The organism is Bacteroides sp. AM07-18 (assembly GCF_003602695.1).
Classification (GTDB): Bacteria; Bacteroidota; Bacteroidia; order Bacteroidales; family Bacteroidaceae; genus Bacteroides; species Bacteroides uniformis.
In genome coordinates, this window is record NZ_QTLM01000001.1 from 54,522 (window position 1) to 79,403 (window position 24,882).

Annotated in this window: 24 protein-coding genes; 17 read left to right on the top strand and 7 right to left on the bottom strand. The window is 44.4% G+C overall.

Going from position 1 to position 24,882, the window contains the following annotated elements:
• Positions 1–9: 9 nt before the first annotated feature.
• The 3 genes from DW096_RS00245 to DW096_RS00255 are packed head-to-tail and all read right to left on the bottom strand — an operon-like array spanning position 10 to position 2,188.
• Positions 10–648, bottom strand: coding sequence for an MBL fold metallo-hydrolase (locus tag DW096_RS00245; protein WP_005828155.1), 639 nt, complete (start codon positions 646–648; stop codon positions 10–12).
• A 15-nt stretch (positions 649–663) separates the two neighbouring features.
• Entirely contained in the window at positions 664–1,284 is a 621-nt protein-coding gene (gene rsmG / locus DW096_RS00250; protein WP_120028619.1) for a 16S rRNA (guanine(527)-N(7))-methyltransferase RsmG, read from the bottom strand.
• A 37-nt stretch (positions 1,285–1,321) separates the two neighbouring features.
• Complete coding sequence (locus tag DW096_RS00255) at positions 1,322–2,188, bottom strand: DUF3298 and DUF4163 domain-containing protein (protein ID WP_120028620.1); 867 nt, start codon at positions 2,186–2,188, stop codon at positions 1,322–1,324.
• A 138-nt stretch (positions 2,189–2,326) separates the two neighbouring features.
• Here DW096_RS00255 and DW096_RS00260 point away from each other — a divergent pair, with 138 nt between their 5' ends.
• The 4 genes from DW096_RS00260 (at position 2,327) to DW096_RS00275 (ending at position 7,130) form a co-directional block, all read left to right on the top strand.
• Positions 2,327–2,725: a hypothetical protein gene (locus DW096_RS00260; RefSeq protein ID WP_034523146.1), complete on the top strand. Its 399-nt coding sequence runs from the start codon at positions 2,327–2,329 to the stop codon at positions 2,723–2,725.
• Positions 2,726–2,808: 83 nt separating this feature from the next.
• Positions 2,809–5,025 (top strand): TonB-dependent receptor domain-containing protein, encoded by a 2,217-nt coding sequence (locus DW096_RS00265; RefSeq protein ID WP_120028621.1) that lies wholly within the window; start codon positions 2,809–2,811, stop codon positions 5,023–5,025.
• Between the two features lie 28 nt (positions 5,026–5,053).
• Positions 5,054–5,365 (top strand): heavy-metal-associated domain-containing protein, encoded by a 312-nt coding sequence (locus DW096_RS00270; RefSeq protein WP_035457917.1) that lies wholly within the window; start codon positions 5,054–5,056, stop codon positions 5,363–5,365.
• Positions 5,366–5,435: 70 nt separating this feature from the next.
• Positions 5,436–7,130, top strand: coding sequence for a heavy metal translocating P-type ATPase (locus DW096_RS00275; protein ID WP_120028622.1), 1,695 nt, complete (start codon positions 5,436–5,438; stop codon positions 7,128–7,130).
• 11 nt (positions 7,131–7,141) lie between these two features.
• Here DW096_RS00275 and DW096_RS00280 read toward each other — a convergent pair whose 3' ends face one another.
• Entirely contained in the window at positions 7,142–7,975 is an 834-nt protein-coding gene (locus tag DW096_RS00280; protein ID WP_005828170.1) for a helix-turn-helix domain-containing protein, read from the bottom strand.
• A gap of 92 nt (positions 7,976–8,067) precedes the next feature.
• Positions 8,068–10,914 (bottom strand): TonB-dependent receptor, encoded by a 2,847-nt coding sequence (locus DW096_RS00285; protein ID WP_120028623.1) that lies wholly within the window; start codon positions 10,912–10,914, stop codon positions 8,068–8,070.
• Between the two features lie 137 nt (positions 10,915–11,051).
• Here DW096_RS00285 and lipB point away from each other — a divergent pair, with 137 nt between their 5' ends.
• Together lipB and DW096_RS00295 are read left to right on the top strand one after the other, a co-directional pair.
• The gene (lipB, locus tag DW096_RS00290; RefSeq protein ID WP_255420172.1) at positions 11,052–11,723 is read left to right on the top strand and encodes a lipoyl(octanoyl) transferase LipB; all 672 of its coding nucleotides are present in this window, start codon (positions 11,052–11,054) and stop codon (positions 11,721–11,723) included.
• A complete protein-coding gene (locus tag DW096_RS00295; protein ID WP_057097939.1) occupies positions 11,720–12,316 on the top strand; it encodes an ACP phosphodiesterase in 597 nt (198 codons plus the stop codon). The genes lipB and DW096_RS00295 overlap by 4 nt, the downstream gene beginning before the upstream one ends.
• A gap of 127 nt (positions 12,317–12,443) precedes the next feature.
• Here the strand turns inward: DW096_RS00295 and DW096_RS00300 are convergent, their stop codons facing one another.
• Together DW096_RS00300 and DW096_RS00305 are read right to left on the bottom strand one after the other, a co-directional pair.
• On the bottom strand, positions 12,444–13,274 hold the full coding sequence (locus tag DW096_RS00300) for a DUF4373 domain-containing protein (protein ID WP_057097938.1): 831 nt from the start codon (positions 13,272–13,274) through the stop codon (positions 12,444–12,446).
• Between the two features lie 40 nt (positions 13,275–13,314).
• Positions 13,315–13,662 (bottom strand): SH3 beta-barrel fold-containing protein, encoded by a 348-nt coding sequence (locus DW096_RS00305; protein ID WP_022401485.1) that lies wholly within the window; start codon positions 13,660–13,662, stop codon positions 13,315–13,317.
• A 1,163-nt stretch (positions 13,663–14,825) separates the two neighbouring features.
• Between DW096_RS00305 and DW096_RS00315 the strand changes: the two genes are divergently transcribed.
• The 11 genes from DW096_RS00315 (at position 14,826) to DW096_RS00365 (ending at position 24,880) form a co-directional block, all read left to right on the top strand.
• Positions 14,826–15,362 (top strand): UpxY family transcription antiterminator, encoded by a 537-nt coding sequence (locus tag DW096_RS00315; protein ID WP_009036914.1) that lies wholly within the window; start codon positions 14,826–14,828, stop codon positions 15,360–15,362.
• A gap of 72 nt (positions 15,363–15,434) precedes the next feature.
• Positions 15,435–15,923, top strand: a complete 489-nt coding sequence (locus tag DW096_RS00320; RefSeq protein WP_005828187.1) for a UpxZ family transcription anti-terminator antagonist — start codon at positions 15,435–15,437, stop codon at positions 15,921–15,923.
• A gap of 100 nt (positions 15,924–16,023) precedes the next feature.
• Positions 16,024–16,437: a hypothetical protein gene (locus tag DW096_RS19500; protein ID WP_009036915.1), complete on the top strand. Its 414-nt coding sequence runs from the start codon at positions 16,024–16,026 to the stop codon at positions 16,435–16,437.
• Complete coding sequence (tnpB, locus tag DW096_RS19235; RefSeq protein WP_120028624.1) at positions 16,431–16,772, top strand: IS66 family insertion sequence element accessory protein TnpB; 342 nt, start codon at positions 16,431–16,433, stop codon at positions 16,770–16,772. The genes DW096_RS19500 and tnpB overlap by 7 nt, the downstream gene beginning before the upstream one ends.
• A 66-nt stretch (positions 16,773–16,838) precedes the next feature.
• On the top strand, positions 16,839–18,632 hold the full coding sequence (locus DW096_RS00335; RefSeq protein ID WP_120028625.1) for an IS66 family transposase: 1,794 nt from the start codon (positions 16,839–16,841) through the stop codon (positions 18,630–18,632).
• A gap of 97 nt (positions 18,633–18,729) precedes the next feature.
• Positions 18,730–19,152, top strand: a complete 423-nt coding sequence (locus tag DW096_RS00340) for a serine O-acetyltransferase (protein ID WP_009036919.1) — start codon at positions 18,730–18,732, stop codon at positions 19,150–19,152.
• A 22-nt stretch (positions 19,153–19,174) separates the two neighbouring features.
• On the top strand, positions 19,175–20,092 hold the full coding sequence (locus DW096_RS00345) for a hypothetical protein (protein WP_009036920.1): 918 nt from the start codon (positions 19,175–19,177) through the stop codon (positions 20,090–20,092).
• Complete coding sequence (locus tag DW096_RS00350; RefSeq protein ID WP_009036921.1) at positions 20,089–21,492, top strand: lipopolysaccharide biosynthesis protein; 1,404 nt, start codon at positions 20,089–20,091, stop codon at positions 21,490–21,492. The genes DW096_RS00345 and DW096_RS00350 overlap by 4 nt, the downstream gene beginning before the upstream one ends.
• The gene (locus DW096_RS00355) at positions 21,489–22,664 is read left to right on the top strand and encodes an EpsG family protein (protein ID WP_120028626.1); all 1,176 of its coding nucleotides are present in this window, start codon (positions 21,489–21,491) and stop codon (positions 22,662–22,664) included. The genes DW096_RS00350 and DW096_RS00355 overlap by 4 nt, the downstream gene beginning before the upstream one ends.
• A gap of 21 nt (positions 22,665–22,685) precedes the next feature.
• Positions 22,686–23,846, top strand: coding sequence for a glycosyltransferase (locus DW096_RS00360; RefSeq protein ID WP_034528727.1), 1,161 nt, complete (start codon positions 22,686–22,688; stop codon positions 23,844–23,846).
• A 17-nt stretch (positions 23,847–23,863) separates the two neighbouring features.
• Positions 23,864–24,880 (top strand): hypothetical protein, encoded by a 1,017-nt coding sequence (locus tag DW096_RS00365; protein ID WP_009036924.1) that lies wholly within the window; start codon positions 23,864–23,866, stop codon positions 24,878–24,880.
• The last annotated feature ends 2 nt before the right edge of the window (positions 24,881–24,882 follow it).

Genomic DNA, 24,882 nt, shown 5'->3' on the forward strand with positions numbered 1-24,882 from the left:
GCTGTATATTTACCGGAAGAACGGATTCTCCGCTTTTTCTATTCCTATGGTAGTCGGTGCTCCGTGTCCGGGATAGACAATCGTGTCGTTGGGCAGGATGAACAGACGGCTGCAAATATGCTCTATCAGTTCGTCGAAGTTGCCGCCGGCAAGGTCGGCACGGCCGATGCTGCCTTGAAACAGCACATCCCCCGAGAACATGCAGTGGTCTGCCGCGCAATAGTACACCAGGCTGCCCGGCGAGTGTCCCGGCACATGGATGGCTTCCAGTTCCGTATTGCCGAAGGTGATGATGTCTCCATCGTGCAGATAAGTGCCCAGGGGCACGGGGGCTTCCTGCAGTTGGAAGCCGAACATGCGGCTTTGTTTCGGCGCTTCGTCAATCCAGAACTCATCGGCCTGGTTGGCTTCGGCCTTCAGACCGAACTCTTTCAGCATGAAAGGATTGCCGAAGATATGGTCCAGATGCAGATGGGTATTCAGCAGATGTTTCACATTCAGCCCATTCTTGATGATGAAGTTTTTCAAGGCCTGCTTTTCTTCTTCATAAAAACAGCCCGGGTCAATGACGACCGCTTCATTGGTTTCGTCCCAAAGCACATAACAGTTCTCCGGGAACATATTAAACTCAAATCTCTTTATTTTCATATTATGTATTTAGATTTATCCCCCTACATATACTACTTTCTTTGTCTCGAAAAACTCCTCTTCAAAGAACTCCTTCAGGTCCCACAGCGTAGTCTTGTTCTTGACGGGCATGGTTTCGTTTTCCAATTCGCCCCCCTTGAGGCAAATCAGTCCGTTGGGCAATGCATTCTGCTGTTTGGAGGAGATGTTCTTGCGGATAATCTTCAGTAGGTCTGTCAGTGGCATCACGGCACGGCTCACCACAAAGTCGAACTTCCCTTTTTCCTCTTCTGCGCGGGCATGACGGAAGGTGACGTTTTTCAGCCCGATGCTGTTGGCTATTTCGGAGGCTACGCGTACTTTCTTTCCGATGCTGTCCACCAGATGGAAGTATACTTCGGGGAAAAGGATGGCAAGCGGGATTCCCGGAAAGCCTCCTCCCGTGCCGAGGTCCATAATCTGTGTCCCCGGCCTGAAGCGGATTACCTTGGCTATGCCCAGAGAATGCAGCACATGGTGTTCGTACAAGTTCTCTATATCTTTGCGTGAAATGACATTAATCTTAGAGTTCCAGTCCAGATAGAGGTCGTAGAGTGCGGCAAACTGCCGTTTCTGTTCTTCCGTCAGGTCCGGGAAATATTTGAGTATTAAATCCATTGTGAATTTTATGTTGATAGACAATTGATTACAGTTCCTATTCACCGTCTGCCTTTATAGCACTGCTCAATGTGATGAATTCACCGTTCATCAGATGGGCTATGTCCTCATAAGACAACGTGATTTTGGTTGCTCCCATTACGTATGGGGCAATTTCATATACATTATAATAGAAGGTGATTCCCGTTGGGTCCAGATAGAAATTCTCGATGGGCTCCAGATCGCCGGTGGTGGCGTAGCCCATGTCCTCCAGCTCTTGGCGGGTGCTGACGTTGTTGTCTGCCATCAGCTGTTTCCAAAGCAAGTCGGTCAGCGCTTCCTTATAGTCGCCTTCAAAGAGGTCGTCCAGGCGGATGGGGCTTAGGGTCTTTAGGTCGAGGTTGAGGAAAGTGGACATGTAGATGCCGTGTGCGCCGCCGGTATATTCGTTGTAATCTATACGGTAGGTCAGTATCAAGGTATTGCACAACTGCACATGGCTTTCGATTCCTTTATAATAGGAATACCAGGCTCCTATGCTTTCTTCGTCCTCCTTGTCCTGCTCATCCTTTTTGTACATCGGCTCCAGGTCATTGCGGTAGTCGCTGACATATTTCTCCGTATATTTCTTGACAGCTTCTTCGGGTGTCATCGCCATGTACTTGTCGCCGAAGCAGGCGGAGAGGAAGAAGGCGTTCAGACTGTCTTTCAGCCTCACGTCGGATGACTGGCTGGCGTAGGCAAAGTTGAGGATGAGGTTGCAGGCCGGCTTGGCTGTGTCTCCGAAGAGATGTACGGTTTCGTTTACTTGTATACTGTCGAACTCCAACGCGTATGCGTTTTTGTTCACGGTGTTACCGCAGGAAAAGAAAAAGCCGCTTGCCGCAAGCAGAAGGACAAGTAGGCTGACAGTTTGCTTTTTCATATTGAATTTCGTTTATAAATCAACATATCAATCAAAAAACTTTATCGACAAATATAGAACTTATTAACGAACTGCACACATAAAAAAGGAAAAATTAATTCCGGCAAACGGTTAAAACTTTCTATCTTTGCAGCGCTTATGAAGGAACTCCGTTACATACTGGCTGTACTCTTTTCCTCCCTTATCATTATAAGCGGAGTGGGGATTTCTGTAGTTCAGTATTGCTGTGCCGGATGCGAGACGACGCAAAGCTGCTGCACTTCCGGCTGTTCCAAATGCCATAATACACATCGTGCCTCACGGCAAACATGCAAGGATACCGGCTGTACAGCCGTCTACTACAAGGTGGATTTCGTGAAGCATGCACACGAGTCTGTTTCGTTCGTGCCATTCCTTACACTGTTTTGCGAGCAACTGCCGCTGTTTGATCACTCCTTGCCGCAGGTGGCTTGTACTCCGAGAGTTGTTTCAGGAGCACCGCCATATGTCGTCGGCTCGCGTCATTATCTGGCGCTCTATTCCACGCTTCTCATTTAGTGTTGTTTTATACGGGGCAATGACCTGGATTGCCCGGAGGGAACTGTTTGTTTTTTAATCACTTCTTTAAGTATAAAACAGAAATGAAATATAGTTTGATAGCCATTCTTCTGTTCTCTTTCACCGCCTTGCAGGCGCAGGTAAAGGGAACGGTAAAGGATAATTTGGGCGACCCGATTGCGGGTGCCAACCTCTTCTGGCAGGGAACCACCCAAGGTACCACCACTTCGGCGGACGGTACTTTCTCCTTGTCCAAACCCAATGACAAGCATATGCTTGTAGTCAGCTTTATCGGTTTTGAGAACGATACGATACACGTCAGTAACCGCAATGAGACGCTCGACATTGTCTTGCGCGAAGGGGTGGAACTGAGCGAGGTGAATGTGGTCAGCCGTAAGTTGGGCACCATGAAGCTGCGCAACAGTGTGATGAATGAAGATATGATAAGCAGCGCCGAGTTGAGTCGTGCCGCCTGCTGTAACCTGGGAGAGAGTTTTGTGACCAATCCCTCGGTGGACGTCACCTACTCTGACGCCGCCACCGGTGCCAAGCAAATCAAGCTTCTCGGCTTGTCCGGTACGTATGTGCAGATGATGACGGAGAATATCCCCAACTACCGCGGCTCTGCCGCCCCCTACGGACTGGGTTATGTACCCGGGCCATGGATGCAGAGTATTCAGGTGAGCAAGGGCAGTTCATCCGTGAAGAACGGCTATGAGGCCATCACGGGACAAATCAATGTGGAATTCAAGAAACCCCAGTTGCCCGAAGCCGATTGGTTTTCCGCCAACCTCTTTGCCAGCAGCACCAACCGTTATGAAGCCAATGCCGATGCCACGGTGAAACTCTCCAAACGTTGGAGCACCTCTTTGCTGGCGCATTACGAGAATGAGACCAAAGCTCACGACAGCAACGACGACGGCTTTGCCGACATCCCCCGCGTGGAGCAGTACAACCTCTGGAACCGCTGGGCATACATGGGCGACCGTTACGTCTTCCAGGCAGGCATCAAAGTGCTTACAGAAGACCGCAACAGCGGGCAAGTCAGCCATGGCAAAACGTCCCTGGCAGACCCTTATAAGATAAGTATAGGTACCGACCGCTACGAAGCTTTCACCAAGAACGCCTATATATTCAACAAGGAGAAGAATACCAACCTGGCATTGATTCTCTCCGGCTCCCTGCACAAGCAGGATGCCTTGTACGGACGGAAAATCTACGATGTGGACCAGCACAACGCTTATGCCTCCTTGCTGTTCGAGACGGAACTGACCAAGCGTCAAAGCCTTTCTGCCGGACTGAGCTTCAACTATGACTCCTACGACCAGCACTACCGCCTGGACAATGACGCCGCACAGCCTTTGACAAAGAAATTCACCAAAGAAGCCGTCCCCGGCGCCTACGTGCAGTACACCTACAACTGGGACGATAAACTGGTGCTGATGGGTGGCATCCGCGGCGACCATAGCAGCGAGTACGGCTATTTCGTCACCCCGCGTTTCCATGTGAAGTACAATCCCAACGAGTATGTACATTTCCGTCTTTCGGCAGGAAAAGGATACCGCACGAACCATGTGCTGGCCGAGAATAACTATCTGCTGGCAAGTAGCCGCCGGATAGACATCGCCAAACGTCTTGACCAGGATGAGGCCTGGAACTATGGCGCAAGCACTTCCGCCTATATTCCCTTGTTCGGCAAAACCTTGAACCTGAATGCGGAATACTATTACACGGATTTCAGCAAGCAGGTGGTGGTAGACATGGATACGGACCCGCATGCCGTTCTGTTTTACAACCTTCACGGCCGTTCCTATTCGCAGGTAGTGCAGGTGGAGGCAAGCTATCCGTTCTTCCCGGGTTTCACCTTTACCGCGGCTTACCGTTGGACGGATGCCAAGACGAATTACAACGGAGAGCTGATGGAGAAACCCCTTACCAGCAAATATAAAGGTTTGCTGACGGCTTCTTATCAGACACCTTTGGGATTGTGGCAGTTTGATGTAACTTTGCAACTGAACGGTGGCGGGCGCATGCCGGCTCCGTATGAACTGGAAAATGGCGGCTGGTCGTGGGAAAGGCGCTATGGCGGCTTCGAGCAGTTGAGTGCCCAGGTGACACGCTATTTTCGCCGCTGGTCTATATACATCGGTGGCGAGAATCTGACGAACTTCAAGCAGAAGGACTCCATCATCGACGCTTCCAACCCCTGGGGAAGCAACTTTGATGCTACGATGGTGTGGGGACCGATGCATGGGGCAAAAGCCTATGTAGGTATTCGCTTCAACTTGCCGAGAATATAATATTATTTATTAAATCAATAGCGAAACAATGAAAACAAGAAGATTTTTAATGACTTTGGCAGTTGTACTCTTCTGTGCATCTGCCGCAATGGCAAAAGACATCCGTACAGCCGTGTTCAAGGTGGCACAGATGAAGTGTGAGAACTGTGTAAGGAAGATAAACAATAACATCCGTTTTGAGAAGGGACTGAAGGACTTCCACACAGACCTGAAGACAAAGACGGTAACCATCACGTATGATGCCGACAAGACCAATGTGGAAAAGTTGAAAGAAGGTTTCCAAAAGTTCCATTATGAAGCGGAGTTTGTCAAGGAAACCAAGCAGGACGATAAGAAGTAATTGAACAAACTGCTCATTCCGGTTGTTGCTTTATTAAAGCGGAACAACAACCATCTAAAAAATAAATCGAATGAGCAATATAATTACTAAGGCACATCCCGTGCCGGATATGCACAGCACGGGATTGCGCGTCGTCGGTGCATGGCTTTTTGCCATCGTACTGATACTGTTTTCTACAGTCTTTGTGCATGTACCCTATACCCGTGAAATACAGATGGTACTGGCAATTCCGGTACTGCTGTTTTTCGGCGCTCCTTTTTATACCGGTGCCTGGAAGGGGACCCGGTCGGGCCGCAACAATATAGACCGTCTGGTGGCGCTTACCACCTCTGTGGCTTTTCTGTTCAGTGTGTTCAACACTTTCTTCCCGGATTATTGGCTGGGCATCGGGCTGGAACCGCATGTCTATTATGGGGTTGCCGCCGTCATCATCGCCTTTTCCCTGACCGGCGAGTTTATGGAGGAACGTGCCCGGCGAAATGTGTCGGCGGCTATCCGCCGGTTGGGAGGCTGGCAGCATAACGCAGCCCGCGTACTGCCGGAGAAGCAACGCATTGACGACCGTGTTGCCGAGCTTTTTGTCCCGGTCATTCTCATCATTTCCCTGCTGACCTTTTTTATATGGGTGTTCTTCGGAGGCATAGATGTAGTGTCACACGGTCTGTTTGCCGCTTTGTCCGTATTGGTGGTGGCTTGTCCGTGTGTGGTAGGGCTGGCCACTCCAGTAGCTTTGGCGGCGGGCCTCAATAAAGCTGCCCGCAATCATATCCTGATCAGGGACACTTCCGCTTTAGAGCAGATGCGCAATGTGGATGTGGTGGTATTCGACAAGACCGGGACCCTGACAGAAGGACATCCTACGGTAATAGGCTGGCTGTGGGCGCAAGGGCAGGAGGAGCATTATAAAGATGTACTGCTTGCTGCCGAGTCTACTTCGGACCATCCTCTGGCAGAAGCAATCGTTACGGCCCTGGAAGGGGAGGAGCAGGTTATCCCTGCCCACCTGGACGGTTTTGAAAACATTACCGGAAAAGGTGTCAGAGTGGCCTATCAAGGTGCGGAATATTGGGTAGGAAGCCATAAACTGCTGAAAGATTATCAAGCCAATTTGTCGGATATCCTGGCCGATATGCTGACACAATATGAATCGGACGGAAACAGTATTGTCTACTTTGGGCGTGAGAACGATTTACTTGCCGTTATTGCCATCAAGGACCAGTTGCGGGTGACTTCTATGGAAGCTATCCGGGAACTGCGTACCCAGGACATCGAGATATGCATGCTTACGGGAGACGGTGAGCGTACGGCTTCTTCCGTGGCCGGCAGTTTGGGTATCATGCGTTTTGTGGCTGATGCCATGCCCGACGACAAAGAGGATTTCATCCATAAGCTGCAGCTTCAGGGTAAAACGGTCGCCATGGTAGGTGACGGCGTGAACGATGCGCGAGCCTTGAGCTGTGCTGATGTAAGCATTGCCATGGGAAAGGGGACCGATACGTTGATGGACACCGCCATGATTACTCTCAGGACTTCAGACCTGCTGCTGTTGCCCAAAGTTTTCCGGTTGTCTCGCCAGACTGTGAGCCTCATGTACCGGAATCTGTTCTGGGCTTTCATCTATAATACAGTAGGTATCTTTGTCGCGGCCGGAGTACTCTATCCCGTTTATGACATCCTGCTGAGTCCTGCGCTGGCAGGTGCTGCCATGGCTCTTTCCTGTGTATCCGTGGCTTTGAGCAGCCTTCGTCTGAGTTCCAGGTTCTGACGGCTGTATTCTCAGCTGTTCCTATACTCCAGCGGACTCATGCCCATGTGCCTCTTGAAGTATTTTCCAAAGAAGGAAGCACTGGGGAAGTTTAGGGAATAGGCAATCTCCTGAATGGTCATGTTGGTTGATTTCAGCTTGGCTTTCACGTCTACGATGACGACGTGGGCGATGATGTCCAATACATTTCTGCCGGTCACTTGCCTCACGGTGGTGCTGAGGTGTTGCAGGGAGATGCCCAGTTTGTCGGCATAGAATTGCGCGCGGCGTTCGCGGGTATAGTTTTCGATGACGAGCTGCACCAGTTCGCGGCATATTTCCTCTTTCCGGCTCTTATTCCCTTTTTGCATCTGCGGACGGTGGCAATACATTCTGTCTATGCCGCTGAGGAGCATGTTCAATGTGCTTTGAGCCATTTTTGTATCGGGAGGATAGGGACCGGTCGTGATGCGTGCCCATAAGGCAAAATAGTCCTTGAAATAGGAGGCGACGGTAGGGTTGACAGCCAGTACCGGATACTCCAGTATGTTGGAGAAGGAGCTTAATGTAGACTGGATGAGGTTGACTCCATTGAGGCAATGGGAAGAAAACCCCACGAATCCCAGGCATACTTTTTCCTTTTGTTCGTAAAACTGTATGATGGTTCCGGGAAGCAGGGTAATGAAATCCCCTTGCTTGATTTCCGTATCCATCAGATTGATGGATACCGTGATGGAACCTTCTATGCATAGTGCAAAGATGCATGCTTTCAGGCGGCACGACTGTTTGTATATGTTTAGAATGTCTTCCGTTACTTCAGTCCATGCAATCATGTCTACTGGCAGGTCGACTTGAGGAAATTCCATACGCTTTGTCGTTTAGAGTTCGCACAAAGGTAATTCTTTTCCGGGAAAAAGTAACGGAAGACATTCTGTTTTTAAAATGAAATGTTCTTTTTTTAAAATGTAACGTCCATCTTTACGACGAAAGTACGTGGCGCGCCTACTGCCATGGGACGATAGCTGTACTCCTTGTTCAGCAGGTTGTTTATCATGAACTGGAAAGCTACTTCCTTGGTGGCTTTCACCCCGAAGCGCATGTCCACTGTGGCATAGTCCGTATTATGCTTTTTCCAATAGGATGCCAGGGTTTCCCCGTTGGACGAGCCGAAGAGGATGCCGCGCACGTAGTCCAGCAGGTCAGGTTCACTTTTGCTGCGTTCGTCCAGCATAATATAGTCCACGGCAAGCATCTTGCTTTTCCAGTTTACGTTGGCACCTATGTTGATGCGTTTCCACTGAAAGTCCAGCGTGGCCTTGAAACTGTGTTTCGGACGGTATTTCAAGTACTTGCCGTCATTGCTTTTCTCCTTCATCTGAAGCGGGTCGGTATAGGTGTTCTCCAGGGCATTGCGTTTCTTGTAGTCGGCATCCCTCGGTTCGGTATATACATATCCCAGGTTATAGAGCAGCTTGGCGTTTTTGTTGAAGGTGTACATGCCGTTGGTGCTGATTTCCATTCCATAAATCTGTGCTTTGGACACGTTGTGGAACTGTGCCCCGATGCCGAAACCCTTGCCGTCCTTCAGCATTTGTATGGCGTCTGTAACGCTGTTTATCATGCTCAGGTCCGCATTGTTGAATAGGCCGAACTGGAATTCCACCATATCCTTGTATTGGGTATAGAAAGCGGCGACATCTGCAAATCCTTGTAAATTGCCTGCCTTGTACCCTTGCTTGAATCCCAGCTCGGCATTGAATCCTTTTTCCGGCCGTACGTTGTAGTTGGGATATACGCCTACACCTCCGATGTCTTTGCGAAGGTATTTCTCGGTGATGGAGGGATTACGGTAACCCTGGCCGAAACTGGCACGCAGGAAGCTGTAATCGGCCAGCTGGTAGTTCAGCCCGGCACGGAACACGGGGCGGAAAGGGATCTTGCTCCCGAAAACCTTTGTGTCGGCTTCCCGATAGTGCTTGTCTATCCGGTAGTATTCGGCACGTACACCGGCCGATACGCTGAGGCGGTCCCAGAAGCGCTGGTCGTATTGCATATAGGCGGCAACATTGTCACTTTGATGTACTTCTTCCGTTTCGCCGGAGAAGGTGCGGATATGTTCGTAAGTCAGGCCCGTGGTGATTTGTGCGCCGCCGTCCCATTTCTTGTTGAACTGATAGTCCAGATAATAGTCGTAATTCTTGTCCGTCCGTGTCGGTGATTGATTGCGCTCCGGATTGAGTACACCGGATAGCCAGGGAACCAGGTCGCTGGGCAGTTTCCCTTCAAGCAGTCCGCCCATGTCAGACGGCAGGCCGTTGCTCATTACCCAGGAGATGAGGTCGCAATAGTCGGCAGTGGTGGCATTGGGGAATATGTTGTCCAGAGAGCCGAAGACACCGTCCATCAAATCACTCAGCTTGTCGCTTCCCAGCCATTTGATAACTCCGGTCATCAGTGGCTGGAGGGCTGTGTAGTCTCCATTGGCAATGTTCTGGATGACTTGTGCGTCGGTGCCCATGTTGCCCAGAATATCCGTAATGGAGGCGGATTGTGTAGGGCGTACCACATTGTCCGCACTGTAGTAGAAACGGCCCTTTACTTTGTGTGAAGTACCTCTTTCAGGATTGGTGAAGTTGAAGAAAGGGTCAATGCGGAAGTTGTTGGACTCACGTCCCATATTAGTAAAGGGAGAGGGGCGGTAGGCCTCGCCGGGCGAGCGCCAGATGAAGAAATCCCCGTACTTGTTGGAAAGGAAATCCACGTTGAAACCGTAGTTCATCAGTTTCATACCCATATCCGGCTGATAGTAGGTGAGGTTTCCGTTGATGTGGAAACGTTTGTTGTAACCTTGTTGGCGGTAGCCCTCGTCGGTAAAGAGATTCAGTCCGCCGCTGACGTCAAAGTTACCGATGCGGCGGGAGTGGGTGAGGTCGAAACCTTCGTAGAGCGGATTGCGTACACCGCTGAAAAGGCTGTTGCGCAACAAGGGCTTTACCGGATATTTGTCCTCTTTCCAGAAAGATTTGTCACTCCATTGGTAATCGCTGTTGTCGGGGTCGTCATAGATTCCTACATAGGCACTGAAACGGGTCTGAGGGGTCAGTCCCGGCCGTGCGGTGCGTATGTTGATGATGCCGTTCAGGGCCGACGAACCATAGAGCACGCTGGAGGCTCCTTTGATGACCTCTACCTGCTGCACATTTTCCAGAGGTACGCTGTTCCAGTTGATGACTCCGTTTTGGGGGCTGAGCACGCTCATCCCGTCTACCAGTACCAGGCTGCGGGCACCTACGCTGTAAGTCCAGCCGCCACCGCCTCGAATGCTGGGTTGCTTGTCGATGATATCCACCCCCGGAATGGTCTGCAGTGTCGAGGTGATGTCTGTGGGAGCCTGGCGGGCAATGTCACTGGCCTTTATCAAATCCATGGAGACCGTCACATCGCTCAGCTTCTGTTCAAACCGTCCGGCCGAGACCACGACATCTTCCAGCAGGTTGGTGCTTTCCTTCATGTACACGTCTTTCTGCATAATGTCTCCTTTGCTGATGACGATGGGCATTGGCACATCCTCATATCCCACGTAGCTGAATACCAAATCTACACCTCCCGCCGGCAGGTGTACTTCGTATGCACCGTTTATGTCGGTCACTACGCCTTGCGTGTCCTTCAGCTTGTAGGTGACCGATGCCCCTGCAAGCGGTTCATTGGTCGTTGCATCATATACGTGCCCCTTCAATATCTGTGCAGATATGGAAAAGCTGAACAGTAACGCTGCGAATAGCGTTATTAGAATTCTTTTTTTCATAAGTCTGTCTTTTTGTGAATAGTTATATCAGAATGTTTGCAAAGTACGTGAGATATTATCAGATTATCAAGGTGTATTTTTATGAATAGATGCTACATATTTAAGATAAATTCGGGGAGTGAATTCAAAAAAGTGCTATATTTGCTTGCATGAAACTGGAAATATCAGATTGGGACATGATTCCTTATGCCGGAGCATGGAGCCGGCAGACGGAATGGTTTGACGCACTTGTACACGCCAAGCAGGCAGGAGAGTGCTATGTCAATCATATTGTGCTCTGCGAGCATCCCCATGTCTATACATTGGGGCGTAGCGGAAAAGAAGGGAATATGTTGCTGGGAGAAGAACAACTGCGCAGGATAGGGGCTACGCTCTATCATATTGACCGTGGCGGAGACATTACGTATCATGGCCCGGGACAGTTGGTCTGCTATCCTATTCTGAACCTTGACGACTTTTCTTTGGGGTTGAAGGAGTATGTGCATCTGCTGGAAGAGGCGGTAATCCGTGTTTGTGCTTCGTTTGGCATCGCGGCCGGACGCCTGGAGAAGGCAACGGGCGTATGGCTGGAGGGCGATACTTCCCGTGCCCGTAAGATTTGTGCCATCGGCGTGCGCAGCAGCCATTTTGTCACCATGCATGGATTGGCACTGAATGTGAATACCGATTTACGTTATTTCAGCTATATCAATCCCTGCGGATTCATAGACAAGGGTGTCACTTCTTTGCAGAAAGAGCTGGGACACGAGGTGCCGATGGAAGAGGTGAAGGAGTGTCTTTGCAAGGAGCTGGTAAATCTTTTGTCATGAACTACCTGGCACATATATTCCTTTCCGGTTCGAACAGAAAAGTACAGTTGGGCAATTTTGTAGGCGATGCCGTAAAGGGAAGCTCCTATAAGAATTATCCGCCGGATATAGCCAAGGGTATTCAGCTTCACCGCGCTATTGACGACTATACCGACCGTCATCCGGCTGTCTGCGAGGTGGTACATAGGCTTCAACCTGAATTCGGACGCTATTCGGGGGTATTGCTGGATATTTATTTCGATTATTTGCTGGCTTCCCGTTTCGAGTCGTTCTCCGGAGTTTCCTTGAGGAGGTATACCCGGACTTTCTATCTTTCCCTCCTCATCAATTACCGCTATCTTCCGGTACGGTTCAAACGTTTCATCTGGCATTTTATCCTGACCGACCGTTTGCGGAAATACGCCACTCTGAACGGAATAAGAGAGTCTTTGAACATCATGGTGGAATATCATCATATTGATATATCCGTAGACAAGGCTATTCGTTACCTTGAAGAGCACGATGAGGAACTGTTTGCTGTGTTCCAGCCATTTTTTATTGAATTGCAGAGGTTTTGCACTGAATACCGGCATAATTATAAGGTACAGTTTTAAGGACGAAGAAGAAATTCATATCGTGTCGGCAAGGAATTAATTTCCTGCCGGCACGATATTTGTTTTTTGTATCACACGTTATTGATTTCCTGCATGACATGTTATTGATAGCTTGTGCCCTGTGGAATCAGCTTCCCGTACTCCGCTTCTCTCTTGCCAGTACCGAGATGATGTACCCTCCCTTGCTGTTCACCTTGCTCCAGTTCGTCCCATTGAATATTTTCCAGACGTAGTTTCCCAGCCTGCCGTAGTCCGATAACTTCAGTATCTTCCTGATTTCCTCCCGGTCGGTGATGTAGAGCTTTTCCAGATTCAGCATGAGGCATTCCAGGTTGTGCGTATTCCTGTTGTAGGCATATCCGGGAATGTCCAGATCAGGATTCCCCTGCGCTCCTCCGCTTTCCCCCGGGGGAGTAAGAGGGGGAAGTGCTTTACTTTCTTTTGCTTTACTTTCTTCTACTTTGCTTTGTTTGGAATTGTATGCATTTTCGGGGAAAATGTCCGCATCCTGCGTACAATTTTCCCGTTTTTGCGTACAAGTCTCGTCCTTGTCCGGTTTATCTTCCTCCGTCTCTACCAGCAGATAGGGTAGGGTGGTGAGGTCCCTTTTTCTTCTTTTGGTGGCTTCCAGCCATATTTTCTGTATCTCGGTAGAGGTCAGCACCCCTTGCTCCTTATAGGTTTTGGGGTCGAAAAAGGCTTTCTCCACCAGGATGTCCACGATTCCCTGCATCTCCTGCTCGTTGATGTCCTTTCCCGCCTTGTTTGTGAACAGTGTGCATTGCTCCGCGTTCCATTTCAGGTAATATCCGTTTTCCTTGTGTATCTTGCACAGCAGTTTCATTACCGCCGCCGTTCCTTTCAGTCCGAACCTGGCTTCCACCAGTTCCACTGCTATCTCTTCGAATAGATTTACTTTGAGGGGGAAGTATAGCATTCCCCCGTACATCATGGCCATTGTTTTTAGTGTTTAATGATTAGTGATTAATGGTTAATGGTTAGCATATGGGGCTCCATTCGAGGAAGTTTTCCAGCTGGAAGGTTTTCCATGCCTGCAGTTCCACGTCCCAAAAGGCTATGGTGCTTGTCACTCTTGTGATGTCATAATCTCTTCTGAAGTCTGCCTTGTAGGGCAGTAAGGTGGCTTTCGCCAGCCTGAATGTCCCGTCCTGCTTGTGGTAGGCTATGAGTGCGTGGCCGTATTGCATGTGGTCTATCAGGCTTTCTATCCGTCGGGCCATCCATGTGGCGCATGTTTCCGTGTAGTTCTTTTCCAGCATGATACGTATTTTCCATAGGTTTCTCAGTGCTTCGTGAAGTGAAGCGTTCTTTGTCGACTTTCTCATCTTGTTGTCTTTAAAATTAATAATTGTATTAGTTTGGCAGGAGGTACGCTTGTATATAAAAAAAGATGCCGCATTCGTTGAGAAAGCGGCATCTATAGGCGGTGTGGCTTCATCCTTACCAAAGTGGCGGCAAAGATAAGTGGTTTATTCCTTAAGTTGTTTATATTTAATTATTGTCAATAAGTTTCGTGGTTTCTGCCCTTTTTTGTTTTATTCCCTATATCTTTCCTGCTACCTTCATTTCCCGCCACACTTCACCGAACTCTTGTATTATAGTGTTTTCTGACAGTCTTTTATAGTCTGGCGTTCTAAAGTCGAAATGTGAGTATGCCCATTGTGCCAATGCCTTGTTGCTTGTCGGCTTTTCTTCTATAAAGTATCTTGATTTTTTCCATAGGATGATGTCTTTAATGACTTCTTTCCTATATTGTGGCAGTATTCCTATAACCTCCCCGCTTGAGGGACGTCCTACTCCTGCTTTAGGAGCTGATATGCCGTGCTTTACATCCGTTTTAAGGGTGTCTCTTTTTGTTTTTTTTCCTTACTTTGGAGTGTTTCTTTTGCCTTCATTTTCTAATGTTTTTGGGTTAATAATTAAAATTACTGTAGTTTGTAAAATAAATGCAAAGGTATATCAAGTTTTTTGTTTTTGTGGAGTAAGGATGGAGATAAAAAGCTGGGTTTTATCTTTATGATGGGTTAATGCGTTGATATATAAATGGAAATGACTTTGACTTGGAAGTGTTTTTTAAACGTTCGTTTAATGGACGCAAAGATAAGACTGTTTTTTATATCCTCAAAATGTTTAATAAAAATATTTTGGAAAGCCCATCATATTCCAGTTTAATATACAGTAATTCAGTGTATTAAGTATCTTATTTAATATTTAAAATTTCCATTCCCTTTTATTAACTTATTCCCTATTTCATTTCCTGAAATTTGACGTTCAAAAAACGAACGTTTAAAAAACGCTTTTTGTTTGTAATCCGTTCGTTTATAGTCTCTTACCAAAAGGTAATGACGAACTGCAAAAAAACTGTTGGCAAGAAGGGCACAATGCTTGCTGTATTTTACATAGGGTGCTCGCAAATGATTGGATACCAGGTATATACCGAGGGTTCAAAGCCCCAGAGGAACACTCTTTTGTGAACAAAACAACGAAAATGGAAACGGATAACGAGGTTGAAGTCTGGCATGCCATGCGTGCCACATACCGCAGAGAGCTTGATGCGGTGCATCTTCTCGAGAAGGAGAGCCTCGGCTGTTTTGTCCCCATGCAATATAAGGTAAGTATCCGTAAGGGTAAGAAAGTCCGTACTTTGGTTCCCGTCATCCGTAATCTGGTTTTTGTCCATGCACGTCCTTCCGACGTACAGCGTGTTAAGTCTCAAATTACTTATTTGCAATATATAACCGATACCCGCAGTGGTCAGAAGATAATTATTCCCGACCATGAGATGCAGCGCTTCATCGCCGTTGCCGGAACCTATAACGACCATTTGCTTTATTTCCAGCCCGAAGAGTTGAATCTGTCGAAGGGAACTAGAGTCCGTATTACGGGTGGTGACTTTGCAGGTCAGGAGGGTATTTTTCTGAAAGTAAAGGGGGCACGTGACCGCCGTGTGGTTATAGAGATACAAGGTGTCATTGCTCTTGCCATGGCCACTATCCATCCGGACCTTATAGAAGTGATCAAATAACGATCACTATGTAGGATGTGGCGAAGTATCTTTTTTCCTCTTTAGAATCTAAAATCATAAATCTGAAATAATATGTCTCTTTTAGAAGAAGCACTCCTCCTTCAGCGTGCTGCGCACGATCTGATGTATTTGGGTATGGACGGGAGTCCTATTTATAGTGATGACTTGTCGCGTCGTAATGGTGAAGTTTATCGTTTGACTACAACTTTATATAATTCCGGCACTTGGGGCACTACAGTGGAGGAACAAGCCAATGTATGTCTCGCTCTTTTAATGGGTTACAGTGCCTCGTTTGTCGACCACGGTGAGAAACAGCAGCATGTGCAGGAGGTTCTGAACCGTTGTTGGGATATTCTGGATACTCTTCCCGCATCTTTGCTGAAGCTCCGTCTGCTCACTGCTTGTTATGGAGAGGTTTTCGATGAGCCTTTGGCAGATGAAGCTCACTCCATCATTGCCTCTTGGAATGCTGCATTGCTGACCGCCGAACAGCAGGAAGCTGTTGATGAGTTTCAGAATGTGATGGAGAATCCTTATCCGTGGGAGGAAGTGAAAGACTAAGCGTCTCGCAATGTTCCCATTTGATGACCATTCGTAAGCACTCAAATTAGAGCTCAAAAATGAAATACCTATCTTCGCTGCGAACTAAAATTTCCGAATTATGTATAGTAGCGAAGATCTTGAAAGATTTTATTTTCAGTACCAAACGGAGGCCGTCCCTCATGGTGTGTCTCTTCAGTCATTCTGTTCAACGCATAACGTTCCTTACAACCTTTTTCATAAATGGTACAAGGATACCCGCAGAAAAATAGTAGAAGTTCAGGTGGATGGTGTTCCCCCGGTTCCGCCCTCGGATTCCGTTCCGTCTTCTCCTTCAGTGGAAAACCCGGTCAAGAAGGACATTCCTTCCCCGCAGGCAGGGAACAATCACCGGAATCCGTGCCAAGGGGCGCGTGTGCTTCCCGTGCGTATATGCTTGGATCTAACCTTGAGCAATGGTCTGCATATCCTCCAAAAAGATCTGGATTATCCTGGTCTGTACCGTCTGATCCAAAAGCTGGAGGTGCTATGTTGAGTGTGACCGGCATGAACCGCTTCTATTACCTGCGTGGCTTTACTGACATGCGTTGTAAGCATTCCCGTGTTCTGTCTGTCATCCGTGAACAGTTGCACCGTGAGCCCTCAGACGGTGACATTTATATCGTGATGTCTAAAGACCGGCGTATCGTTCGGCTGTTCGCCTATGATAACCGTTCGTATAGTCTTTTCGAGAAGAAGTTTGTTTCGGGCTATCAGTTTATGCGTATAATCAAGGATGACGAAGGTAACGAGGTCGCCTGCCGGATAGACTGGAAGGACGTGGTCCTCCTGTTGGAGAATCCCGTAATTAAATCGTTAAAGATAAGATGATTATGTTCCGTATTTATATGGTTATATCAAGTTTTTTTTGTATCTTTATATCACAAAAAGCAGGATATGGATACGGACGAATTACGCCAGTTTATAGTTCAGAAACGCGAGCTTCTGTCTCGGGAGACCTTCTCTCGTCGTGTTTTTAACCGCTGTGAGAATATGTCCGATGAAATGAAAAACCGCTATGTGGAATACCTTATCGAGCGTCTGGAGAACGCTGAGTTGGATAACCGGGCGATGAAACTGGTTTTGGAGGATCTGACAAAAGAGTTATCCCGCTCCAACCGGATGCTGGAAAAATTAAATGAGTCGCAATCCCTTCTTGAGGAAGAACGCAAATCGCGTAAATCCCTGGAACAGGAGATTACAAAACTGAAGGAGCAACTCAAATCCGCCCGCAAGCAGCGTTTCGGATCGAAGAAACAGTCCGTAAAGAAGGATGATTCCGGTAGTGATGATGATCCGGTTGACCGTGAGAATGAGAAAGATGGCTTTGACGGTACGGACGAATCGTTGGATCCCCGTTCCATACCGGAGTCGGAAACACAGGAATCCCACCCCTCCTCTCCGAATCCGAGGGATCTCTGCAACCGTCCGGAAACCTATCGTACCATGGGCGTGAACGGAACTCCTGTCAGGCACTTGTCGGATCTCTCCAAGGTTCCCGGGCGTATCCTTGACCGCAAGCTTGTGAGGACCTTCCGTCTGGACATCCGCCTTGTGGAAGAACAGTTCGAGATGGTACAGTACGTGGAGAAGGGCCGCAAGCCGCGCTGGGGGTATTTCCCCAAGGAAGGACACCCGCAGGTGGTAACTCGGTTTGACGGTACCAAGATAACTCCTGGGTTCCTGCAGGCCATCGCCTATGAGGTATACGTGAAGAACGTGACCTTCTGCCTGCTGCACCAATGGCTTGGGGATATGGGAATGACCGTATCGGAGAACACCTTGCGCAACTGGCTGAAGAAAGGCAGGAAATACCTCGACCGTATGGTGTTGGAACTTAAGCGTATCGCGCTGGAGAAGGATGCCGTTGTCAATTGTGACGAGACGTGGTGCAAGGTCCGTAAATATGACCGTTACAAGAAATGCTACATGTGGGTCCTGGTGAACAAGGCTGAACGTGTGGTGATCTTCTTCTACGAGGACGGTTCGCGTGGCCGTGACGTGCTGACGAACTTTTTAGGTGACGCCGAGTTGAAGGCTCTCATGTCGGACGGCTATAACGCTTATGTCTTTATCGGTGACGAGCTGAAAACCCACAGGTATAAGGATACGGACCATCAGGTCTGTCTGGCGCACGTGCGGGCGAAGTTCGTGAAGGCCTGGATGGAAGGTGGCGACAAGAGGGCTGATGTGTTCCTTGACAATATCAACCGTCTCTTCCGTTTTGAAAGGGAGTACGACAGGGAGATGATCACCGACGGGGAACGTACCCGGCGACGGCAGGGGTTGCCGACCATGGAGGTGATGATAAATCTGCGGGCGAACCTTTTGCAGGAGTTGAAAAGTGAGGAGGAGCAGAAAAGTTGTTATATGCGTGAGGCCCTTAATTATCTCCATAAGTTTTGGAAGGAGGCTTTCACTTATATCAAGGACGGGCGTTATCCGATCTCTAACAATCTTGCAGAACGTGCTGTCCGTCCCTTTACGACCAAACGGAAGAACTCGCTGCACTTCGGCAGCGACGAGGGGGCTGAGATTGCCGCCGTATACCATAGCATAATCAGCACGGTGAAGCTGCAAGGCAGGTCCACGTGGGATTATCTTGGCAAATTTTTTACCGGAATTTTTAACGGTTGCAGAGATTTTTTGAGTCTTGCACCGCAAAATATAGACTTGGCTGTATGCCAATAGTTAAAAATCAATCGAATTTAATAGCAATTTTTTGTGAGGCACCCATTCTGGTGCCTTATAAAAAGGATATGCTCTAAATTGAGTATTAACACCACTTATGGAAAAGAACTCTTTAATGCGTTTGTATCGTGTGATGCACTATTTGTATAAAAAGAAAATACCGTTTTTCCCAGGATTTATATCTCGTTTAATTCGAGTTATTTATTCTTGTGAACTGCCTCCTAGTGTACAAATAGGAAGGAATACTTTGTTTGTCCATAATGGCTTGGGATGTGTGATTCATCAAGATGCTATAATTGGAGATAATTGTAAGATATATCAGAATGTTTCAATAGCAGGTAGAAATAATAGAGGGGTTCCTGTTATAAAAGATAATGTTATGATTGGGTGTGGGGCATGTGTCTTAGGAGGTGTTATTGTTGAGGATGATAGTATGGTTGGTGCTAATGCTGTGGTTATTCATGATGTGCCTATTGGATGTACTGTGGTTGGTGTTCCAGCTATGGTAGTAAATAAATGAAAAGGAGAAATAGATTTGTTAAATGAATAAGGATTTTTTGGTATTATATACGCCATTTCCTATATGGGAAAAATATATGGGGAATAACAATGTGGACATTTGTGCTCCCTATAAAAATATGGGAATAATTACTCGAATATTGAAAAAGGTATTAAAGAGTTTGGGTATATTGGATAATAAATTGATAGCTATCTTTTTAGGAAATTGGAAAAAGAAATTAAATACATATAAATGCGTAATTATTTTTGCTTACAATCATGATTATTCATATGGAGTAATCAAATATGTATGTAAAAAAATGATGCATGGTAAAGTTATAGTTTGGTATTGGAATCCTGTTATTGCTGCGAAAAACTCAATTTTGCCCTCTGTTTTGTGGAAAATGGGATGTCAGTTATGGTCTTTTGATAAGGCAGATTGTGAACGCTGGAATATGCAATATAATACAGCTTTCTATTTAAAGGAATTGGTTCCTGAAAAGATTGGGAGAAAAGAGTATGATGTATTGTTCTGTGGTCAAAATAAGGGAAGAGGAGCGTTGTTGAATACCTTACGTGAGAAATTCATATCTCTAAATATGAATGTATTGTTTTATGTAGTTGACGAAACATTGCCTAAATCGCAGCGACTTCCTTATTTGGAATATGAAATATACTTGGATTATGTAAGTAAGTCAAATATTTTATTGGATATAGCCCAACCAGGACAAAGCGGTTATACTTTAAGGGTAATGGAAGCATTTTTTTTCGGAAAGAAATTAATTACAAATCAAAAGTCAGTGAAAGAAGCGGATTTTTATGATCCGAATAATATATTTATTATTGATATGGATTCATGGGATGAATTGGATGCTTTTTTGCAAAAGGATATTGTTCCTTTATCTTCGAGCATAGTGGAAAAGTATACATATCAATCTTGGCTAAGACGTTTTGGAAAATGAGAGAATTGATTCTGAATTTTTTTTCATATAGTTTTGCCGTTGCTTTAGAGCGGCTATGCTCTTTTCTTTTAATCCCGTTATATGCTTCAACTTTTACTGTTGCTGAGTTTGGGGTAATTGACATTGTACAAACGACAATTGGTGTTGTGTTGATATTTGCCTTTTTGCAATTGGAGACATCGTTACAAAGATATTATTATGAATATGAGAGTAAAGAGAGAAAAATTTTTGCTTTTACTATATTTTCTGTCATACTTTTATTGGTGCTATTGCTTGTTTTGTTGGTATGTATTTATGCGGAAACATTAAGTGTTTTATTGTGTGAAAATACTCAGTATGCATATGCTTTCAGAATAGCTGCGATACAAATGCCTTTTTCAGCACTTTCAACATTGTCTTTAATTCTATTAAGGTTTGAAAATAAGGTCTTTTTATTTGCAACTTCCGTGATTATAAAATCCATATTGTTGATAGCTTTGATGTTTGTCTTTTTGAGATTTTCAGGTATGGGCTTGCAAGGTTTTTTCATGTCTCAACTCTTGGCTGTTTTTTTCTCTTCTGTATTATCCTTGATTTTTATTCGCAAATTGTTAGCGTTCTCTTTTTCAAAAACAGCTTTTCTGAAGTCTTTACGATATGCAATTCCACAGTTCCCAGCACGTGTAGGAGTTTCTATAAACTCTTCTTCTAATCGTTTCTTTATATTAGGATACTTGGATACATATACTTTAGGAATTTTTTCAATGGCATTGAAGTTCGGGTCGATTATGCAACTGTTTCAACAAACTTTTATGATGGCTTGGAATCAATTCTTATTTAAGATTCTGCAAAAGGAAAATCATAAAAAGATGATACAAAGTATGTTGGATTTATTATCCCCGCCATTGTTCTTTTTAGTATCATGTATTACCGTTTTTTCACAAGATTTGATAAAGGTTATGGCTGATGATAAATATTTGGACTCGTCTAAATATGTAGGTATGTTAGGATTGAGCATCTCTTTTCTGGTATTGACAGAGATAGTAAATGTAGGGCCTAAAATTGTGCAGAAAACTCAATATATTTCGATTAATTTTTTTATGTCATTGATTGTTAATATAGTAACTTTGTTTTTGGGAGTTCGATTTTTTGCTTTGCCAGGAGTTGCCTTTTCAATGTTTTTAGCAAATGCTGTTTTATGTGCCATTAGTTTGATAACTACAGAATATTTATATAGAGTGGATTTTCATTGGAGGTTATTATTGTTTACTTTAATGCCGGTTTTAGCATTATCTTTATATGTAATGCTTGGAGGGGATCTTACATTGGGGATGAAATGGATATGTGTATTTACTTTATTATTGTTATATATACCGTTTTTTATGAGTGCATATACTCGATATAAGAAGATTATGCTATGATTTATTTCTTCGTATTAACTCTAACCCTTTATTTTGTATTCCGTTATGATATCTGCAAAAAAAAGAAAGGGCTTGTTCTGTCTTATAAGTTATTGCTTATACTGGCAGTTTTGATAATGGGATGTCGTTATGTGGTAGGGGGAGATACTGTGCGATATATTCGATATTTCGATTTTTATCCGAAACTGGGGGATGAAATGAATCTCTTTTCTTACGTGTTTTTTGATCCTGGTTGGTTACTTTTAAATTCTATTATTAAAACGGTTTATGATGATTTTATATTTTTTCAATTTGTACATGCTGTCCTTTTGAATGGCTTTGTATTCTTTTTTATTTGGAAGAAAACGAAATATCGTTTTACAGTAGTGCTTTTTTATTTTTTATATCAATATTTATATTTTAATACAGAAATTCTACGTGAATCATTGGCTGTCATTTGTTTCCTTTTTGCATCAGATTATTATATTGATAAGAAATGGAGTAAGTACTATTTGGTTGTATCAATAGCATTTTTATTCCATTCTTCTGCTTTTATATTGTTTCTTTATCCTTTTTGTCGGTATATCCGTTTCTCTTATCTGAATATATTTTTAATGTTGGTGGGAAATATATTGCTATGGGGGTATCTGAACGATATATTTTCTTATTTATTTGTCAATCCTCTTATTGCTCAGAAGTTTGAATATTATCAAGGTTTGGGCATGAACATTAATGGGAAAATATTACGGTTTGTTGAGTATGTATTATTTCCATTTATTTTAGTTTATTACAATAGAAAGAAGTTGCTTGGCAAAATAGATAAATATGACCCCATTTATATGCTTTATTTTTTCATTGCTACAACAATGGTTGCCAATACTGCTATTGCGGGACGTATGATAAATTATATCGTTTTTTATATGTTACTTTATTATGTTGATGCTTTATACCGTTTACGCTTGCCGCAAAACTTATTGGCTTTTGTCTTTTTTTTCACCCTTCCTATATTGCCTAATGCCAATTATTATGCAGGAGATTTGTCTTATGTGAGAAGTGGATTGAAATTTTATCATCATTGGTATCCATATACTGATATATTTCATCGTTTTGACAAAAATCAGAAAAACATAGTGGAGCAGCGTATAGAAGATGCGGATAGGGCTATGGAGTTAGAAACATCTTTTCGGAAATAATATTTAGTAAATTTAGATGAAATGAAAATTGCTTTTGTTTTTGATTCTATGTTTTATGGAGGCATTCAGCGCGTGGGGATAGATTATATCCATTTATTAAAATCACGTGGCTATGAAGTGGATGTTTATATTCTGAATCCTAAAAAAACGGATGAAATAGTCAATGAATTGCCTGAAGATTGTGAAATAAAAAATATGCCGTTGCCTTTGGCACTTTGCCCTGAAGCGTATTGGAGGGTTGCCAAGCAATATTGGTGGGGGAAATATGCTTTTCCTATAATCTTTTTATTGTTGAGGATTATTTTGTTTGGTTATAAATGCATCATAACACCTCGAAGAAAATATGATGTGGCGATTGCTTTCTCTGGTCATTTGAATGATCTGTCTTTTGTTGCATATGACTTTCTGAAAGCGAAAAAGAAGTGTTGTTGGTTGCATGGGGGGCTTTATTCTTATATGGTAATTGTACCAGGTTTTGAAAGGTTATATATGAAAATAAAGAATCTGGTGGTGTTGACCGATGTTTGTCAAAAAGAGGTCTTGTTTTTCAATAAGTTCCTTCATCTGAATATTGAAAAAATTTATAATCCTTCTTTTATAAGACAGAAACCTTTGAATGAACAGAAGATAAGTGAATTGAGAGATAAATATGGTGATTTTGTATTGATGGTAGCAAGGTTATCTCCTCAAAAAAACCATAAAAGCCTCATCAAGGCCATGGCATATATTAGAGAAAAATACCATTATTCGTGTAATTTGTTGATGGTAGGTGAAGGGGAACTTGAAGAGGAACTTAAAATTTTTGCTGTAGAGAATGGAATGGCAGATGTTTGCTTTTTCGAGGGTAACCAGCCAGAACCTCAGAATTATTATGCAGCAGCACATTTGTTCGCTTTTTCCAGTTTTTCAGAAGGATTACCTACCGTATTGATTGAAGCGGGTAGTTTTGGACTTCCATTAGTGTCATCGGACACATCGGTACGTGAGATATTGGGTAATAGTGAGTATGGGCTTGTTTCTCCTATTGATGATTTCGAGGCATTGGGAGAAAATATATATCGCATACTTTCCGATAAAGAAATGTATCGAAAATATTCAGATTTGGCATTGGAGAAAAGTAAACAGTTTGTTCCGGAAGTGATATTAGAAAGAGTGGAAGCCTTTTTACTGAATCTATATTAATATAAAATGTAGTGTTAATGAAAGATTACAAAATAGTATCGTGCGCTAGCTTTGGAAGTTCAGGGTCGGGTGTAGTGACCGATTATTTATCAGAATTTGAGAATATTAATAATTTCGGTGATTTTGAGTTTAGATTTCTTCAAGATTTTGGTGGAGTAACTTCGTTGGAAGATACATTGGTGAATAGTTATCATCGATTGAATTCTGATATTGCTATTCAGAATTTCATCAATTATGTGGAATGGCAAGCGGGCGATATTTTTAATAAGAGATATGAACAATTTTTCCATGGGCAATTTAAAAAAATATCTTATGATTTCCTATCGAAACTGTTGGATGTAACATGGGATGGTTTTTGGGGAGAATATTTGGTGATGGCGCCTCGATGGAAGTCTTATCTTTTATATAAAATCTATCCTCATTTCATGAGATTATTAGGTGGAAACCGTAAGTATATTGCGCACTATATTCCGCATCGAGATATGTATTTTTCTTCTCCAACAAAAGTATATTTCTGTGAATGTGTGAAATGGTATCTCACAGCATTGTGTGAAGTAATAGATCCGTCTAATAAATATGATTATATTTATTTTGATCAATTGCTACCGCCTACTGGCATCAACCGTTATTTCGATTATTTTGAAAAGATGAAAGCAATAGTGGTTGATCGTGATCCTCGTGATTATTATTTGGAAAATGTTGTGCGCTGGGGTGAGGGTTGGGTACCTAAGGATGTAAATAAATTTGTGGTGTTATATCGTAAACAGCGTGAACAAATCAATCGAGAAAAAGATTCGGAAAATGTATTGAGAATTCGTTTCGAAGACGCTATTTATCATTACGATGAATTTTCAAAGCGTGTAAATCATTTTTTGAATCTTGATGAGAAACTGCATAGTAAAGATCCCAAGTTCATGCCTTCAAGATCGATTAACAATACAATGCTTTGGAAGAAATCTATGTATGTTAAGGAACTTGAGAAAATAAAATTTATAGAATCAGAATTGGAAGAGTATTTATATCCTTTCGAATAGTT